General features: G+C 74.0%; 15 protein-coding genes. 8 read left to right on the top strand and 7 right to left on the bottom strand.

The features are described from left to right. Positions 1 to 4 precede the first annotated feature (4 nt). Positions 5 to 553, bottom strand: a complete 549-nt coding sequence (locus ACZ7L0_RS26190) for an RNA polymerase sigma factor (protein WP_471244994.1) — start codon at positions 551 to 553, stop codon at positions 5 to 7. Between the two features lie 46 nt (positions 554 to 599). Here ACZ7L0_RS26190 and ACZ7L0_RS26195 point away from each other — a divergent pair, with 46 nt between their 5' ends. The 5 genes from ACZ7L0_RS26195 (at position 600) to ACZ7L0_RS26215 (ending at position 6,167) form a co-directional block, all read left to right on the top strand. Beyond that, a complete protein-coding gene (locus tag ACZ7L0_RS26195) occupies positions 600 to 2,003 on the top strand; it encodes a serine/threonine-protein kinase (protein ID WP_471244995.1) in 1,404 nt (467 codons plus the stop codon). Between the two features lie 159 nt (positions 2,004 to 2,162). Then, positions 2,163 to 2,867 (top strand): DUF4232 domain-containing protein, encoded by a 705-nt coding sequence (locus tag ACZ7L0_RS26200; RefSeq protein ID WP_471244996.1) that lies wholly within the window; start codon positions 2,163 to 2,165, stop codon positions 2,865 to 2,867. Between the two features lie 200 nt (positions 2,868 to 3,067). Then, the gene (locus ACZ7L0_RS26205; protein ID WP_471244997.1) at positions 3,068 to 4,306 is read left to right on the top strand and encodes a polysaccharide deacetylase family protein; all 1,239 of its coding nucleotides are present in this window, start codon (positions 3,068 to 3,070) and stop codon (positions 4,304 to 4,306) included. 64 nt (positions 4,307 to 4,370) lie between these two features. Continuing rightward, positions 4,371 to 5,624 carry an SLC13 family permease gene (locus ACZ7L0_RS26210; RefSeq protein ID WP_471245108.1) on the top strand — a complete coding sequence of 418 codons (1,254 nt, stop codon included), beginning with the start codon at positions 4,371 to 4,373 and terminating at the stop codon, positions 5,622 to 5,624. A gap of 48 nt (positions 5,625 to 5,672) precedes the next feature. Then, positions 5,673 to 6,167 carry a universal stress protein gene (locus ACZ7L0_RS26215; RefSeq protein ID WP_471244998.1) on the top strand — a complete coding sequence of 165 codons (495 nt, stop codon included), beginning with the start codon at positions 5,673 to 5,675 and terminating at the stop codon, positions 6,165 to 6,167. A 31-nt stretch (positions 6,168 to 6,198) separates the two neighbouring features. Here the strand turns inward: ACZ7L0_RS26215 and ACZ7L0_RS26220 are convergent, their stop codons facing one another. Together ACZ7L0_RS26220 and ACZ7L0_RS26225 are read right to left on the bottom strand one after the other, a co-directional pair. Further along, complete coding sequence (locus tag ACZ7L0_RS26220) at positions 6,199 to 8,340, bottom strand: ricin-type beta-trefoil lectin domain protein (protein ID WP_471244999.1); 2,142 nt, start codon at positions 8,338 to 8,340, stop codon at positions 6,199 to 6,201. Positions 8,341 to 8,667: 327 nt separating this feature from the next. After that, positions 8,668 to 9,585: a helix-turn-helix domain-containing protein gene (locus tag ACZ7L0_RS26225; RefSeq protein WP_471245000.1), complete on the bottom strand. Its 918-nt coding sequence runs from the start codon at positions 9,583 to 9,585 to the stop codon at positions 8,668 to 8,670. Between the two features lie 62 nt (positions 9,586 to 9,647). On the opposite strand from ACZ7L0_RS26225, the gene ACZ7L0_RS26230 reads away from it, so the two are divergent. Further along, positions 9,648 to 10,481, top strand: coding sequence for a phytanoyl-CoA dioxygenase family protein (locus ACZ7L0_RS26230; protein WP_471245001.1), 834 nt, complete (start codon positions 9,648 to 9,650; stop codon positions 10,479 to 10,481). Positions 10,482 to 10,484: 3 nt separating this feature from the next. Here the strand turns inward: ACZ7L0_RS26230 and ACZ7L0_RS26235 are convergent, their stop codons facing one another. Continuing rightward, complete coding sequence (locus tag ACZ7L0_RS26235; RefSeq protein ID WP_471245002.1) at positions 10,485 to 11,453, bottom strand: aldo/keto reductase; 969 nt, start codon at positions 11,451 to 11,453, stop codon at positions 10,485 to 10,487. A 103-nt stretch (positions 11,454 to 11,556) separates the two neighbouring features. On the opposite strand from ACZ7L0_RS26235, the gene ACZ7L0_RS26240 reads away from it, so the two are divergent. Next, positions 11,557 to 12,402: an endo alpha-1,4 polygalactosaminidase gene (locus ACZ7L0_RS26240; RefSeq protein WP_471245003.1), complete on the top strand. Its 846-nt coding sequence runs from the start codon at positions 11,557 to 11,559 to the stop codon at positions 12,400 to 12,402. Positions 12,403 to 12,412: 10 nt separating this feature from the next. Here the strand turns inward: ACZ7L0_RS26240 and ACZ7L0_RS26245 are convergent, their stop codons facing one another. Continuing rightward, positions 12,413 to 12,946, bottom strand: coding sequence for a flavoprotein (locus ACZ7L0_RS26245; protein WP_471245004.1), 534 nt, complete (start codon positions 12,944 to 12,946; stop codon positions 12,413 to 12,415). A 9-nt stretch (positions 12,947 to 12,955) separates the two neighbouring features. Continuing rightward, complete coding sequence (locus ACZ7L0_RS26250) at positions 12,956 to 13,414, bottom strand: DUF1348 family protein (RefSeq protein WP_471245005.1); 459 nt, start codon at positions 13,412 to 13,414, stop codon at positions 12,956 to 12,958. Positions 13,415 to 13,512: 98 nt separating this feature from the next. Between ACZ7L0_RS26250 and ACZ7L0_RS26255 the strand changes: the two genes are divergently transcribed. Continuing rightward, positions 13,513 to 14,091, top strand: coding sequence for a TetR/AcrR family transcriptional regulator (locus ACZ7L0_RS26255; protein WP_471245006.1), 579 nt, complete (start codon positions 13,513 to 13,515; stop codon positions 14,089 to 14,091). On the opposite strand, the gene ACZ7L0_RS26260 is transcribed toward ACZ7L0_RS26255, so the two are convergent. Beyond that, positions 14,069 to 14,284 carry a ferredoxin gene (locus ACZ7L0_RS26260; protein WP_471245007.1) on the bottom strand — a complete coding sequence of 72 codons (216 nt, stop codon included), beginning with the start codon at positions 14,282 to 14,284 and terminating at the stop codon, positions 14,069 to 14,071. The two genes, ACZ7L0_RS26255 and ACZ7L0_RS26260, sit on opposite strands and share 23 nt — an antisense overlap. Position 14,285: the final 1 nt, after the last annotated feature.

The following is a 14,285-nucleotide window of genomic DNA, read 5'->3' on the forward strand; positions in this document are numbered from 1 at the left end:
CGGCTCAGGACGCCGACAGCCAGGGCCGCACCTGCTTGCGGGCCTCGTGCAGCCGGGACTTCAGGGTGCCGAGCGGTATGCCGACGCGCTCGGCGACCTCGGCGTACTCCAGCTGGCAGATGTCGCGGTAGACCAGCGGCGCCACCAGGTGCGGGTGCTCCCGCTCCAGGCGGTCCAGCGCCTCCAGCAGATCGACGCGGGAGCCCGCGATGACGCTGGTGGTGCGCGGGTCGACGTACTGGGAGGGTTCGATCGCGGCGGGCTGCTCGGCGGCGCGCCGCTTCAGCTCCCGGTACTTCTGGCGGGCGCAGTTGGCGACGACGGTGTAGAGCCAGGTGCCGAACCGGCTGCGTCCCTCGAAGGTGGAGATCCGCCGGGCTATCTGGAGCAGCACCTCCTGCGCGGCCTCCTCCGCGTCCTCCCGGCAGGGCAGGAAGCGTCCGCAGCGCCGGACGACCTCGGGCCGGACCTCCGTCAAAAGCCGCTCCAGGGCCGCCCGGTCGCCCGCGGCGGCACGCCGGGCGAGGTCTTCGGTCAGCGCCGCGTCGTACACCGCGGGTCCCCCCTCGAGTCGATCTCCGAGCAGGCATGATAGTCGTATGCACCCCCTTGAGCGGATCGGCCGCTATCGCCTGGAACGACGCCTCGGCGCAGGCGCGTTCGGCACGGTGTGGCTCGCCCACGACGACCAGCTCCAGGCCCCGGTGGCGGTGAAGGTCCTCGCCGAGAACTGGTCGCACCGCCTCGATGTGCGCGACCGGTTCCTGTCCGAGGCGCGGTTGCTGCGCAAGGCCGACTCCGGCCGGGTGGTGCAGGTCTACGACATCGGTGAACTCCCGGACGGCAGGCCGTACTTCGTCATGGAGTACGCCGACGCCGGCACCCTCGCCGACCGGCTGGCCCACGGTCCGCTGCCGGTGCCCGAGGCGCTGCGGCTCACGGCGTTGGCCGCCCGGAGCGCGGCCGACCTGCACGAGGCGGGGATCGTGCACCGGGACGTCAAGCCGAGCAACGTGCTGCTGCGCACCGCGCCGGACGGCACCCGGCGGGTGCTGCTGGCCGACCTGGGGCTGGCCAAGAGCCTGGCGCAGGCCTCGGGCCTGACCCTGGCCGCCGGCTCGGCCGGGTACCAGCCGCCGGAGCAGGCCGAGCCCGGCGCGGGCATCGACGCGCGGGCCGACGTCTACAGCCTGGGCGCGGTCGGCTACGAGCTGGTCACCGGCACGGTGCCCGGGGCGCCGGGCCGGGTCGTACCGCCGCGGCGGCTGCGTCCGGACCTCGGCGACGAGGTCCAGCGCGCGCTGATGCGCGCCCTGGAGCCGGACCGGGAGCGGCGCTGGCCCGGCGCCGCGGCGTTCGCGGACGAGCTGGACCGGCTGTCCGCGCGGGCGTCCGGGGTACGGCCCCGGCGCCGGCTCGACGGTGTGCGCGGCAGGATCGGCATCGTCACGCTCTCCGTCGCCGCGGCCCTGGCCGCAGCCGCCGCGGCCGTCACGGTCACGCTGCTGCACGGACGCTCCTCGGCGGATTCACCGGCCGGTGAGGTGCGGGTCGCCGACTCCACCGGCCGGATCGTGGCCGAGGTGCCCTCCGGCTGGGGCCGCCGGCTGCGCGACGCCGGCTGGAATCCGACGGCCCTGGGCCTGGCGTCCGGGCACGAACCGGGGCTGGCGGTCGCCGACGACCTGGCGAAGTGGCCCGACCTCGGCGCGGACGTGGACGGCGTGTTCATCGGCCTGAGCGAGCGCGGCGACGTGACGGCGAAGGTGAACGCCCTCGCCCACAGCGGCTGCCGCTACGCGGGCAGCCGCGCCTACACGGGCACGGCGTGGGAGGGGCGAATACGCGCCTGGGACGACTGCTCGGGCAGCGGCGGCTCGATCACGGAGACGGCGCTGCGCCCGGCGAGCGGCGCGGCCCAGCCCCAGGTGTACGTGCAGATCCGCCGGAGCGGTGGCTCCGACGTCACGGAACGCATACTCGGCTCGCTCCGGGTCACCTGACGGGTGACGTGAACAACCGCGCGGAAGAACGGCGAGAAAACCGTGCGGACCGCGAACTTCTCCGGCGGCCCGCGCATCGGACTCCCATGACGGCGCACCACGCGCCGCAGGTGCGCGTCGGCGCGGCGCGTGCCATGACTTCCAGGAGTGTTGACAGACATGGCGTACACGTCCCAGTCCTTGTGTCGAGCGGCCGTGCTCGGAAGTGCGGTCGCCGTGCTCGGCCTCCTGAGCGCCTGCGGTGACGACACCGGCGGCGGTGCCCCGCAGAAGGTGCCGGGGAACGCCTCGCCCGCGTCCGACGAGTCGAAGGACGCGACCGGCACGGCGGGCAGCAGCGACTCGGTGTCGCCGAGTACCGTCGTCCCGGCGGGCACGGCGTCCTCGGCGAAGCCGGCCGACAGGGCGAGCGCGGGCGGTGACGGCACCGCGACCGCCGCCACGAGCACCCGCTGCCACACCTCGGAGCTGAGCGCCGCGGTGGGCCGCAACAACCCGGGCGCGGGCCAGGAGAACTTCCCCGTCGTGCTCACCAACAAGTCCGCCCGGACCTGCACGCTGCACGGCTATCCGGGCGCCGCCTTCGTGAACGCCTCCGGCACCCAGCTCGGCCCGGACCCCAAGCGTTCCCCGGGCAAGCCCGCCACGGTCACGCTGAAGCCCGGCCAGAGCGCCTGGGCGGGGCTGTCCTTCTCCAACCCGGAGGTCAGCGGCGCCAAGTCGGCGAAGCCGGCGGCGCTGCTGGTCACCCCGCCGGACGAGCGGGACCAGCTGAAGGCGAAGTGGACGGCCGGCCCGGTGCCGGTGTCCGGCAACTCCTCGTCCGTCTTCCTGACCGTCTTCAGTCCCGGCACGGGCGCCTGAGCCCCACCACGCCCCACCGGTCCCGGACCCCGCCGCCCCTCCCCCGGCAGCGGGGTTCGTCATGACACGGCCACGACTGTCACAGGAAGGAAACAGGCACCGACTGCCGCGATCTTTCCGCCGCACCCCCTCATCGAACCCCTCGACCACACAGCGAGGCGGCCCCGACGGGGCCGCGACGAGGGAATCGGGGACGAGACATGAGCGGCATCTCACGCAGGCGTCTGCTGACCGCGGGGGCGACGGCGGGCACGCTCGGCGCGCTGTCCGCCTGCTCCGCCGGGGGACTGTCGGTGGGCGGCGACGGCTCCGGGGGCGGCGGGAAGACGGCCCAGGCCCGGCCGGTGAAGCCGATCGGCGACGGCTCCACCGCCGACACCGGGGCGCAGCCGCACCAGCCGAAGGCGACGCGGATGAAGGCGGGGAGCCGGCCGCCGCAGTTCGTGGTGTTCTCCTGGGACGGCGCGGGCGAGCTCAGCAACAAGCTGTTCTCCCGGTTCCGCAAGGTGGCCGCCGACCACGACGCCTCGATGACCTTCTTCCTCAGCGGCATCTACACACTGCCCGAGTCCAAGAAGCACCTGTACCACCCGCCGCAGCACCCGGTCGGCGCGTCCGCGATCGGCTACCTCGCCGACCGGCACGTCCACGCCACGCTGCAGCAGGTGCGCGGCGCCTGGCTGGAGGGCCACGAGATCGGCACGCACTTCAACGGGCACTTCTGCGGCGCGGGCGGCGTGCGCGACTGGTCGAGCGCCGAGTGGCGCAGCGAGATCGACCAGGCCGTCCGCTTCGTCACCGAGTGGAGGACGAACACCGGCTTCACCGATCTCGACCCGCTGCCCTTCGACTACCGCAAGGAGCTGATCGGCGGGCGCACCCCGTGCCTGGAGGGCCAGGCGGCGCTGCTGCCCACGGCCGCCGCGCTGGGCTGGAAGTACGACGCCAGCTCGCCCGGCGGGCTGCAGATCTGGCCGGGCAAGGTGCAGGGCGGCCGGATCTGGGACTTCCCGCTGCAGTCCATACCGTTCTCCGGCCACTCCTTCCAGGTGCTGTCGATGGACTACAACCTGATGTTCAACCAGTCCTCCGGGGACCCGCTGGGCGACCGCGCCCAGTACGGCACATGGCGCGCCCAGGCCCGCGACACCTACCTGGCGGGCTTCCGCCGCGCGTACGAGAGCAACCGGGCGCCCTTCTTCATCGGCAACCACTTCGAGCGCTGGAACGGCGGCATCTACATGGACGCCGTCGAGGAGGCCTTCGGCCGGATGGCCGAGTACGACGACGTGCGGTTCGTCTCCTTCAAGCAGCTCGTGGCATGGCTGGAGGCGCAGGACCCGGCCGTGCTGCGCAAGCTGCGCACCCTCTCGCCGGGGCAGTCCCCGGTGGGCGGCTGGGCGGAGTTCCTGGGCGGAGCGGGTACCGGGGCGTCGTAGACCTCTTACCGGCGTCTGTTTTCATGGGCGCGCACCAGCCGATCACCTCGCGGAGGACCGAGCCCTGAACACCCCGCTCGCCGAGGCCCTGTCCGTCGTCCTGCTCGTCGCCGTGCTCGCCTGGGCCGTCGTACGGCCCTTCGGGTGGCCGGAGGCGGTGCTGGCCGTCCCCGCCGCCGGGATCGCCGTCGCCACCGGCGCGATCTCGCTGGACCACGCCCGGGCCGAGGCGGAGCGGCTGGGCCCGGTGGTCGGGTTCCTCGCGGCGGTCCTGGTGCTCGCCCACTTCTGCGACGTCGAGGGGCTGTTCCAGGCGTGCGGGGCGTGGATGGCCGGCCGGGCGGCCGGGCGGCCGGTGCGGCTGCTGACGGCGGTGTTCGCGCTGGCGTCGGTGATCACGGCCGTACTCAGCCTGGACGCGACGGTGGTGCTGCTGACGCCGGTGGTGTTCGCCACGGCCGCCCGGACCGGGGTACGGCCCAAGCCGCATGTGTACGCCTGCACCCATCTGTCGAACACGGCGTCGCTGCTGCTGCCGGTGTCCAACCTGACCAACCTGCTGGCGTTCGCGGCGAGCGGGCTGAGCTTCACCCGGTTCGCCGCGCTGATGGCACTGCCGTGGCTGGTGGCGATCGGGGCCGAGTACGCGGTGTTCCGGCGGTTCTTCGCCCGTGACCTGTCGGCGGCGGCCCCCACGCCCCAGGAGGCCGCCGAGGCGCCCGGGCTGCCGCTGTTCGCGCTGGTGACCGTGGCCTGCACGCTGGCGGGCTTCGTGGTGGCGTCCGCGGCCGGTGTCGACCCGGCCTGGGCGGCGACGGCGGGGGCGCTGGCGCTCGCCGGGCGGGCGCTGCTGCGGCGGCGGGCGACGCCGATGACGGTGGTGCGGGCGGCGGCCCCGGGCTTCCTGGCGTTCGTGCTGGCGCTGGGCATCGTGGTGCGCGCGGTCGTGGACAACGGGCTCGCCGACGCGCTGGGGCACGTACTGCCCGGCGGTACGGGGCTGCCCGCGCTGCTCGGTGTCGCCGCGCTGGCCGCCGTCCTGGCCAACCTGATCAACAACCTGCCCGCCGTGCTGGTCCTGCTGCCGCTGGCCACGCCGGCCGGGCCCGGCGCGGTGCTGGCGGTGCTGCTCGGGGTGAACATCGGCCCGAACCTGACGTACGCGGGTTCGCTGGCGACGCTGCTGTGGCGGCGGATCGTGCACCAGCACGAGCACGACGTGGACCTCGGGGAGTTCACCCGGCTGGGGCTGCTCGCCGTGCCCGCTTCGCTCGCCCTGGCCGTGGTGGCACTGTGGGGATCGCTCCAGGTGGTGTGAGACGGGCCGGTGGGACGGGCCGGTGGGACCGAGGGAGGCAGGACGCGGATGCGTGTGATCGTGTGGCTGGTGGAGGGCACCTGGCCCGCCTGTGTGGACGCGGTGCGCACGCACGCCGCCACCGCGTCCGAGGTGGTGCTGCTGCACGTCAGCGGGCCGGACGTGCCGGGCGTGGCGCACGGCGCCTTCGCCGGACTGCTCGGCCGCGGCCATCCGGAACGCGATCCCGGCACCCGGCTGGAGGACCTCGGCGGCAGTTCGGCCGCCGCGCTCCTAGAAGCGGCGGCCGGACGGCTCGGGCGGCCCTGCACCCGGCTGGAGCGGACCGGCCGGGTCGAGCGTGAGGTGGTGGCCGCCGCCGAGGGCGCCGATCTGCTGGTGCTGGCCCGCGACGGGGACCGGGCGCGGCTCGGCCCGCGCAGCCTGGGCCCGGCCGTGCGCTTCGCCGTCGACCACGCGCCCTGCCCGGTGCTGCTGGTGTGGCCGGAGGCGGCGCCCGACCTGACGACGATGCCGCCTCCCCCGCCGCCGCACCACGGCTGAGACGCCGCTTCGCCGGGCGCCGTTTCGTTGGTCAGCGGCCCCCGTATCCGGGGCCGTAACCGCCATAGCCGCCGTATCCGGGGCCGTGGCCCCATCCGCCGCCGTACTGCCCGTCGCCGGAGCAGAAGTACGGGTTGTACGCGCACGGGTCCGCGGAGCTGGTGCTCGACGGTGTCGACCGCGGGGCCGACGCCGTCGCCGACGGTGTGGGGGTCGGCGACGGGCTCTTCGCCGCCTTGGGCGTGGCCGGGGCGGAGGGGGTCGTCAAGGGAGTGGTGTCGGCGTCCCAGTTGACGTTCTGTATCTCCAGGTCGGGCTTGGAGGTGTCGATGACCCAGCGCTGGACGTCCGTGTCCGCGCGGGTCTTGAGGACGAGGGCGCCCGCGCCGTCGGTGGCGGCGGGGGTGAGCGCCAGGTCCTGGTCGCCCCGGGGCACCAGGGCGCCCTGGAGCGTGAAGTCGTAGCGGATGTCCTTGCCGCCCGCGCCGGTGCACGGGGCGAGCTGCACCGAGTAGCCGAGGCGGGAGTCCAGGCACAGGTCGGGGGCGTCGGCGCTGCGCAGCAGTCCGTCGGTCTCGTACGTCCACTGCTGGCTCGCCGCCGAGGAGCAGGTGGTGAGCTCGGTCTCGGCGCCCTCGACGGCCTTCTTGCCGACGATGCCGACGCAGAGCCCGGAGGCGAGGTTGTGCAGCCGGCCGCGCAGATTGCCCTTGGCCGTCTCCCCGGAACCGACCCAGGACGGGTTCGTGGTCGAGGAGCCTGAGCCGGGCGTCTTCGCGTCCTTGCCGCTCGCGGCGGGGGCGGCGCCGTCGCCGGAGCCGAGCACCGTCCACAGCACCAGCGGCAGTACGACCAGACCGCTCACGGTCGCCACGGCCAGGGCGAGGTTGCGGCGGCGGGCCCGGCGGACCGCCCGCAGCGCGGAGCGGCGGGAGGCGGAACGGGGCTCGGTGTCCGCCGCGCCGGAGCCGGAGTCGGCAGCGGGCTCCGTGCCGGGGGCGGACGCGCGAGAGGCGGCACGCCGACCGGTGCGCGGCGCGGAACGGCCCGAGGCGGGGCGGGACTCGGCGCGGCGCGCGGAACGGGGGCGGCGGGGTTCGGGGGCGGGGGCGCCGGCGAGGCCCTCGCTCGCCGTGGCGGCGGGTTCGGTGGCGGCGAAGGGTCCGGCGTCCGCGAGGCTCGCTGCCGGGGCGGCGAGCGGCTCGCCGTCCGGGAGTTCGGGGGCGGTGCCGGTGAAGGACTCGCCGCCCGCGGGTGCGGGTGGGGGTGCCGTGGACGTGAAGGACTCGCCGCCCGCGAACCCGGCCGCGTGCTCGCCTCCACCGGGCCCGGCGGCGAGGTGCGGGCCGGGGTCCGGCTCGGCGGTCCGCTCGGCCTGGGCCGCCCGGGACGCCACGTAGGCTTCGGCGCCCCAGCCGAGCACCGCCTCGGCCAGGGGCACGCCGAGTCCGGCGTTGAACTGGTTCAGCAGCTCGGCGGTGCTCATGCAGTGCCGGCAGCCGTTCAGGTGCCGCTGGAGGTCCGGGTCGACGTCGACGCCGCCGCGCCGGTAGGTGACGTCCAGCATCCGGACGTAGCGCAGGCACTCGTCCTGTTCGGCGAACTCGCGGTGGGCCTGCAGGCACTCCTCGCGCAGCCGGTCGCGGGCGCGCCCGAGTTCGACGCGGGCGCGCTCCTCGTCGAGACCGAGCAGAGCTGCGGGTATCGCCAGGGGTTCGGCCTCGACCTCGGTGTGCCACAGCACGGCGCGGGCGGACTGGGGCAGCCGCTGGAACGCCCGGGAGACCAGGCGCCGCTGCGCCGACGGCTGCAGCCGGGCCGCCGCGCCGGAGCGCAGCTCGGGGTGGAGCAGTTCCTGGCGGCCGTCGTTGTCCCACTCCGCCGCGATGCGCCGTACGGTGACCAGAAGCTGGGGCCGCCAGGCGGAGGTGGGCCCCGCCTGTCTGAGCGAGGCGCCGAAGAGCCGGGTGAAGGCCGCGGTGGTGAGCATGCCGGCCGCGCGCGGTCCGTCGGTGCACAGCCGGGCGTAGGCGAAGGCCGCTTCCCAGTGCCGGTCGAGGAGTTCGCCGACGGGATGCAGCGCGGGTGTCGCTCCCGTCCACTTCTTCAGCTCCGCGCTCAGCTGCTCGTCGGTCACCTCGAACGGGCGGGGAGGGGTGGGGGAATTCGACATGCCTGCGTCATTCACGGCTGCATTCCTCCAAGACGCAACACAAGATTTAGTCCATACCAACGAGTATGCTATCCGGCCCTACGACCCGGTCCGGACCACCCGTACGGGATTCGACATCTCGAACGTCCGCCTTCGGCAGCTCTTTTGAAGCATGGGGGGCGTACGGGAGCGGCCTCGTGCATGCAGCGGGACAAGCTGAATTGTCAGCACGCCGACAGGGCACACCTTTGCACAGGCCAGCGGGCCAGAACAAGGGACCTCCCGGTTTCGCGGATTGCTCGCCCAGGCCCCCGGAATTGACGATTCGTCAATAGAGGCTTTCGCGTGTCACCGCCGTCTCGACACGGTAATTGCCCGATACGCGCCCGGCGGGACCCCGAAGCGCTCCCGGAAGACCCGGTTGAAGTGGAACGGGCTGGGAAATCCGGACGCCACGGCCACCCGCTCCACGGTCAGGTCGGTGCTCTCCAGCAGCTGCGCGGCCTGCCGCAGTCGGGCCTCGCGCAGCGCCCGCACCGGCGACCGGCCGGTCTGCCGGGTGAACAGGTGGGCGAATCGGGAGGGTGAGAGCGCGACAGCCGCGGCGAGCGAGCGCACGGTGTGCGGGGCGGCCGGGTCGGCGGCGATCAGCTCCTCGGCGCGCAGGATCCGGGCGTCGGCGCCCGGCGGCGGTGCCGGCTCGCGCGCTCCCGCGGCCCCGAGCAGGACGACCTCCTCCAGTGCGCACAGAGCCAGTTCCCGGGCCGCGCTGTGGTGGGCGACGGCGACCGGTTCGTCCTCGGGCGGCGCGGCGGGCGTCGCCGAGCCGCCGGGCCGGCGGGCGTCGGCGAGCATACGGGCGAACGCCGCGGCGACCCGCTCGCGCAGGGCGGCGGGGACGGTGACGAGGTACATCCCGTCGGCGACGGCATACGGCCCGAGCCAGGCGGCCCAGGACGGGCGGGCCTGGCAGTGCGCCCACCAGAACCGCCAGTGCGGGGCACCGGGTGCGACGGCGTAGCGCTGCCGGACCCCGGGCGCGAGCACCACCAGGTCACCCGCCCCGGGACGGGCCTCGGCCAGCCCCTGCCGGACCAGGCCGTGCCCGCCCGTCGTCCAGGTGAACAGCCAGCTCTCGGCGCCGCCGGGCCGGTTGACGCCGTACCCGGGATCCCGGTCGAAACGGCCGACCACCACCACGCCGGGCGGTGGCGAGGGGTCACCGGGCGCGGCAGTCTCGGGCAGCTGCTCAGTACTCACGGGCATCCTCCGGACGGGCGGGTCGGCCTAGCTTTACAGGCCAGGACGGTGAACGGAGGGACGGCGACATGACAGCGACGGACAACCAGGCGTACCTCGCGCCCGAGGCGCTGCGGCAGCGGGTCGGGGAGTTCGAGGAGGCGGGTTTCACGGTGGTACCCGGCCTGTTCGGGCGGGAGGAGATCGACCGGCTGTGCGCGGAGTTCGCGGCGCTGCCCGCGGGCGGCCCGGTGCCCGGGCACTTCGAGCCCCGCACACCCCCGGAGGGCTCTTTGGCCGACCCGTTGCACACCCACCCGAGGGTCATGCATCCGCACGAGATCAGCGACCTCGCCCGGGACCTCCTGCTGGACGCCCGGCTGCGGACCGTGCTGGAGGCGCTGTTCGGTGAGGAGGTGCTGGCCGCGCAGAGCATGTTCTACTTCAAGCCGCCGGGCGCCCGGGGCCAGGCGCTGCACCAGGACAACTTCTATCTCCGGGTGGAGCCGGGCACCTGCGTGGCCGCGTGGGTCGCCTGCGACGAGATCGACCGGGACAACGGCGGGCTCGAAGTCGTCCCCGGCACGCACCGGATGGACCTGTTCTGCCCCGAGGAGGCGGACGCCGGGCTGTCGTTCGCCCGGGAGTACGTCGCGCCGCCGCCGGGCCTGAGCGCCGTACCCGTGGACATGGCGCCGGGCGACGTGCTGTTCTTCAACGGCAGCCTGGTGCACGGCTCGCAGCCCAACCGCAGCGCCGACCGGTTCCGCCGCTCCTTCATCGGACACTACGTCGGCCGCTCGGCCGAGCGCATCGGCGACTACTACCGGACGATGACCATGTCCGGCGCCCGCGTCCCGCTGCCCGGGAGCGAGGGGGCCGGTCCGTGCGGCACGGAGTTCGCACCGCACGGACCCCACTGATGGTCAGTGGCCGCTGATGGCGTGCGGGGTGTAGGGCGCCTGGAGTTGCTCGATCTCCTTGTCGCTCAGCTCCAGTTCGACGGCGGCCACCGCGTCCTCGATGTGCCGCGGCCTGGCCGCGCCGACGATCGGCGCGGCCACCGTGTCCTGGTGCAGCAGCCAGGCCAGGGCGACCTGGGCGCGCGGGACACCGCGCTCGCCGGCGATCCGGGTGACGGCCTCGACGATCGAGCGGTCGCTGTCCGGGTAGAGGCGGCTGCCGAAGGTGTCGCCCGCGCTGCGCTCGGTGGTGGTGCCCCAGTCCCGGGTGAGACGGCCGCGGGCGAGGGGGCTCCAGGGCAGCACGCCGACGCCCTGGTCGGCGCAGAGCGGCAGCATCTCCCGCTCCTCCTCGCGGTAGAGGAGGTTGTAGTGGTTCTGCATGGACACGAACTTCGTCCAGCCGTGCCGCTCGGCGGTGTACTGGGCCTTGGAGAACTCCCAGGCGTACATCGAACTCGCCCCGATGTAGCGCACCTTGCCCGCCCTGACCAGGTCGTGCAGCGCCTCCATCGTCTCCTCGACGGGCGTGTGGTGGTCGTAGCGGTGGATCTGGTAGAGGTCGACGTAGTCGGTGCCGAGGCGGCGCAGGCTGTGGTCGATCTCCGTCATGATCGCCTTGCGGGACAGGCCCGCCCCGTTGGGCCCGGGCCGCATCCGCCCGTTCACCTTGGTCGCGAGGACGATCTCGTCGCGGCTCGCGAAGTCCCGCAGCGCCCGGCCGACGATCTCCTCGCTGGTGCCGTCGGAGTAGACGTTGGCCGTGTCGAAGAAGTTGATGCCCGCGTCCAGCGCCTGCCGGATCAGCGGGCGCGACGCCTCCTCGTCGAGGGTCCACTCGTGGACGCCGCGGTCGGGCAGGCCGTAGGTCATGCAGCCCAGACAGATCCGCGACACGTCCAGGCCCGTCGAACCGAGCTTCACGTACTGCATCGTTGCTGCTCCTGCCTTCGGGTCGGTTACCAGGGGGAGCGTACGTCGTAGCACGTCCCGCCCGACTTGACGACGGCCGCGCCCGGCGGATTTGATCGCACCCGTGCCGTCGCGCCCGCTGTCACCCGCGACCCCTGTCCTGCTCGCCGCCACCGTGGCCCTGGGGCTCGCGGGGTGCGGTTCCTCCGGCGCAGGGCACGCGGGCCCGCCCTCCGCGTCAACCGGCGAGCCCGCCGGGGGAGTTCGGCTCCCGCCGCGGGCCGCCGGGTTCGACTACCAGATCGGCGGCCCCTATCCCCCGCCCGCGGGTGTACGGATCGTCAGCCGTGACCGCTCGGCCTCCCCGGCGCCGGGTCTGTACAACATCTGCTACGTCAACGCCTTCCAGGCCCAGCCCGAGGAGCGCGCCTCCTGGCCCGCCGAGCTGCTGCTGCGCGACGCCGACGGCGAGGTGGTCATCGACAAGGAGTGGAACGAGCCGCTGCTGGACATCCGGACGCCCGCCAAGCGCGAGCGCGCGGCCGAGCGGGTCGACCGCTGGATCGACGAGTGCGCCGCCAAGGGCTTCGACGCCGTCGAGCCGGACAACTACGACAGCTACACCCGATCCCGGCACCTGCTCACCGCCGACGACGCGACCGCCTTCATGACCCTCCTGGCCCGCCACGCGCACGCCCGGCAACTGGCCATCGCCCAGAAGAACACCGTGGAACTGGCCGGGTCCAGGAAACGCACCGGGCTGGACTTCGCGGTGGCCGAGGAGTGCGGCGAGTACGACGAGTGCGGGACGTACGCCAAGGCCTTCGACGACCGGGTCGTCGTCATCGAGTACTCGGACAAGGGCCTGCGCAAGGCCGTCGCGGCCTTCGGCGGCAAGCTGAGCATCGTGCGCCGGGACGTACGGGTCTCGACGCCGGACAGCGCGGGGTACGTGCGCGAGGTGCGGTGAGCGGCTGCCTCTAGCGGGCGTCCAGGAGGTCGAGGGCCCGTTCCCACGCGAACTCCGGCCGGCCGCCGGCGTCCTGCGGCTCGCCGGAGTACGGGTCGGCGAAGCGGACGCCCATCCCGCGCAGGCGTATCAGGCTCTCCTGGTAGGCGGGGTGGGCGGCCAGGGCGTCGGACACGCAGGGCAGGACGGCGATCGGCACGCCGAGGCCCGCGGCCTCGCACAGGGTGCCCAGGGCGAGGGTGTCGGCGATTCCGGCGGCCCACTTGTTGACGGTGTTGAAGGTGGCGGGGGCGACCACCACCGCGTCGGGCGGCGGGAAGGGGCGGGGGTCGCCGGGGCTGCGCCAGGCGGAGCGGAGGGGGCGGCCGGTCTGCGCCTCGACGGCGGCGGTGTCGAAGAAGCCGCCCGTCGCGACCGGCGTCGCGAAGACGCCGACCTCCCAGTCCCGTTCCTGGGCGGCGGTGATCAGCTTGCTGACGTCCGCCGCGATCCCGGCCGCGCACACTACGAGGTAGAGGAAGGGCTTCCCGGCCTGTTCGGTCATCCGGGAACCCTACTGGAGCGGGAAGGACAGCCCCCGCTCGGCTTCCGGCCGGGGGCCGCGGATCCTGCGCTCGTGCTCCTCGATGCGCACGTCGTCGATGCTCGCCTCCCGGCGGGTCATCAGCCCGCGTCCGTCGAACTCCCACAGCTCGTTGCCGTACGACCGCCACCACTGGCCGTCGGCGTCCCGGCACTCGTACTGGAAGCGGACCGCGATGCGGTCGCCGTCGAAGGCCCACAGGTCCTTGCGCAGCGCGTACTCCCGCTCCCGCGCCCACTTGGCGGTGAGGAGCTCCACGATCGCGGCGCGGCCGGTGACGAAGGTGTCGCGGTTGCGCCAGACCGAGTCCTCGGAGTAGGCGAGCGCGACCTGGTGCGGGTCGCGGGTGTTCCAGGCGTCCTCGGCGGCCTGCACCTTCCGGGCGGCGGTCTCGCGGGTGAAGGGCGGCAGGGGCGGGCGGTCGGTCATGGCTCCTCCTCGGCGGGCCGCACCTGGAGAACGGTCGTTCTCCGGCGTGGCTGCTACCGTAGGAGAACGCTCGTTCTCGCGTCAAGGAGTGGTCGTACATGGACAGCGCAGTCGCCCGGGAGCGGGTGCTGGACGCCGCCGAGGAGCTGTTCTACGGGCGGGGCGTCCAGTCCGTCGGCATGGACGAGATCCGGGGCGCCTCGGGCGTCTCGCTCAAGCGGCTCTACCAGCTCTTCCCGGCGAAGGAGCAGCTCGTCGAGGCCTATCTGGAGCGGCGGGACGTTCACTGGCGCGGGCGGCTCGCCGCGTACGTGGAGCGCGAGGAGGACCCGGCCCGGCGGATCCTGGCCGTGTTCGACTGGCTGGAGGACTGGTTCGGCGAGGACGGCTTCCGCGGCTGCGCCTGGATCAACGCGTACGGCGAGCTGGGCGCCACGTCGGTGCGCGTGGCGGGCCAGGTGGGCGCGCACAAGCGGGCGTTCCGGGAGTACCTCGCCTCTCTGGTGACCGGGGCGGGGCTGCCCGCCGCGCTGGCCGGCCCCCTGTTCCTGCTGGCCGAGGGGGCCATGGTCACGGCGGGCACGGAGGGCGGCACGCGGCCGGCGGCCGAGGCCCGCGAGGCGGCGGGCCTGCTCCTTCAGGCCGCCGGCCGGATCAGCCCTCCCCGGACACGGTGATGGCGCCGACCGGGCAGGCGCGGGCCGCCTCCCGGACCATCGGGTCGCCGCCGCCGTCCGCCCGGCCGGGGAGCAGCGTGCTGTAGCCGTCGTCGTCCTGGGTGAAGACGCCCGGGGCGGCCAGGGCACACTGGCCCGCGCCGATGCAGACGTCCTTGTCGATGTCGATGCGCGCGATCGAGTCGTTGGGCATG

The organism is Streptomyces sp. NPDC039424 (genome assembly GCF_055639495.1).

What these genes read in the sequence shown, in the direction of transcription:
- ACZ7L0_RS26255 (WP_471245006.1), top strand. Translation starts at nt 13,513, where the DNA reads ATGGACAGCGCAGTCGCCCGGGAGCGGGTGCTGGACGCCGCCGAGGAG.
- ACZ7L0_RS26260 (WP_471245007.1), bottom strand. Translation starts at nt 14,284, where the DNA reads ATGCCCAACGACTCGATCGCGCGCATCGACATCGACAAGGACGTCTGC.
- ACZ7L0_RS26250 (WP_471245005.1), bottom strand. Translation starts at nt 13,414, where the DNA reads ATGACCGACCGCCCGCCCCTGCCGCCCTTCACCCGCGAGACCGCCGCC.
- ACZ7L0_RS26195 (WP_471244995.1), top strand. Translation starts at nt 600, where the DNA reads ATGCACCCCCTTGAGCGGATCGGCCGCTATCGCCTGGAACGACGCCTC.
- ACZ7L0_RS26235 (WP_471245002.1), bottom strand. Translation starts at nt 11,453, where the DNA reads ATGCAGTACGTGAAGCTCGGTTCGACGGGCCTGGACGTGTCGCGGATC.
- ACZ7L0_RS26230 (WP_471245001.1), top strand. Translation starts at nt 9,648, where the DNA reads ATGACAGCGACGGACAACCAGGCGTACCTCGCGCCCGAGGCGCTGCGG.
- ACZ7L0_RS26225 (WP_471245000.1), bottom strand. Translation starts at nt 9,585, where the DNA reads ATGCCCGTGAGTACTGAGCAGCTGCCCGAGACTGCCGCGCCCGGTGAC.
- ACZ7L0_RS26220 (WP_471244999.1), bottom strand. Translation starts at nt 8,340, where the DNA reads ATGTCGAATTCCCCCACCCCTCCCCGCCCGTTCGAGGTGACCGACGAG.
- ACZ7L0_RS26215 (WP_471244998.1), top strand. Translation starts at nt 5,673, where the DNA reads ATGCGTGTGATCGTGTGGCTGGTGGAGGGCACCTGGCCCGCCTGTGTG.
- ACZ7L0_RS26200 (WP_471244996.1), top strand. Translation starts at nt 2,163, where the DNA reads ATGGCGTACACGTCCCAGTCCTTGTGTCGAGCGGCCGTGCTCGGAAGT.
- ACZ7L0_RS26205 (WP_471244997.1), top strand. Translation starts at nt 3,068, where the DNA reads ATGAGCGGCATCTCACGCAGGCGTCTGCTGACCGCGGGGGCGACGGCG.
- ACZ7L0_RS26245 (WP_471245004.1), bottom strand. Translation starts at nt 12,946, where the DNA reads ATGACCGAACAGGCCGGGAAGCCCTTCCTCTACCTCGTAGTGTGCGCG.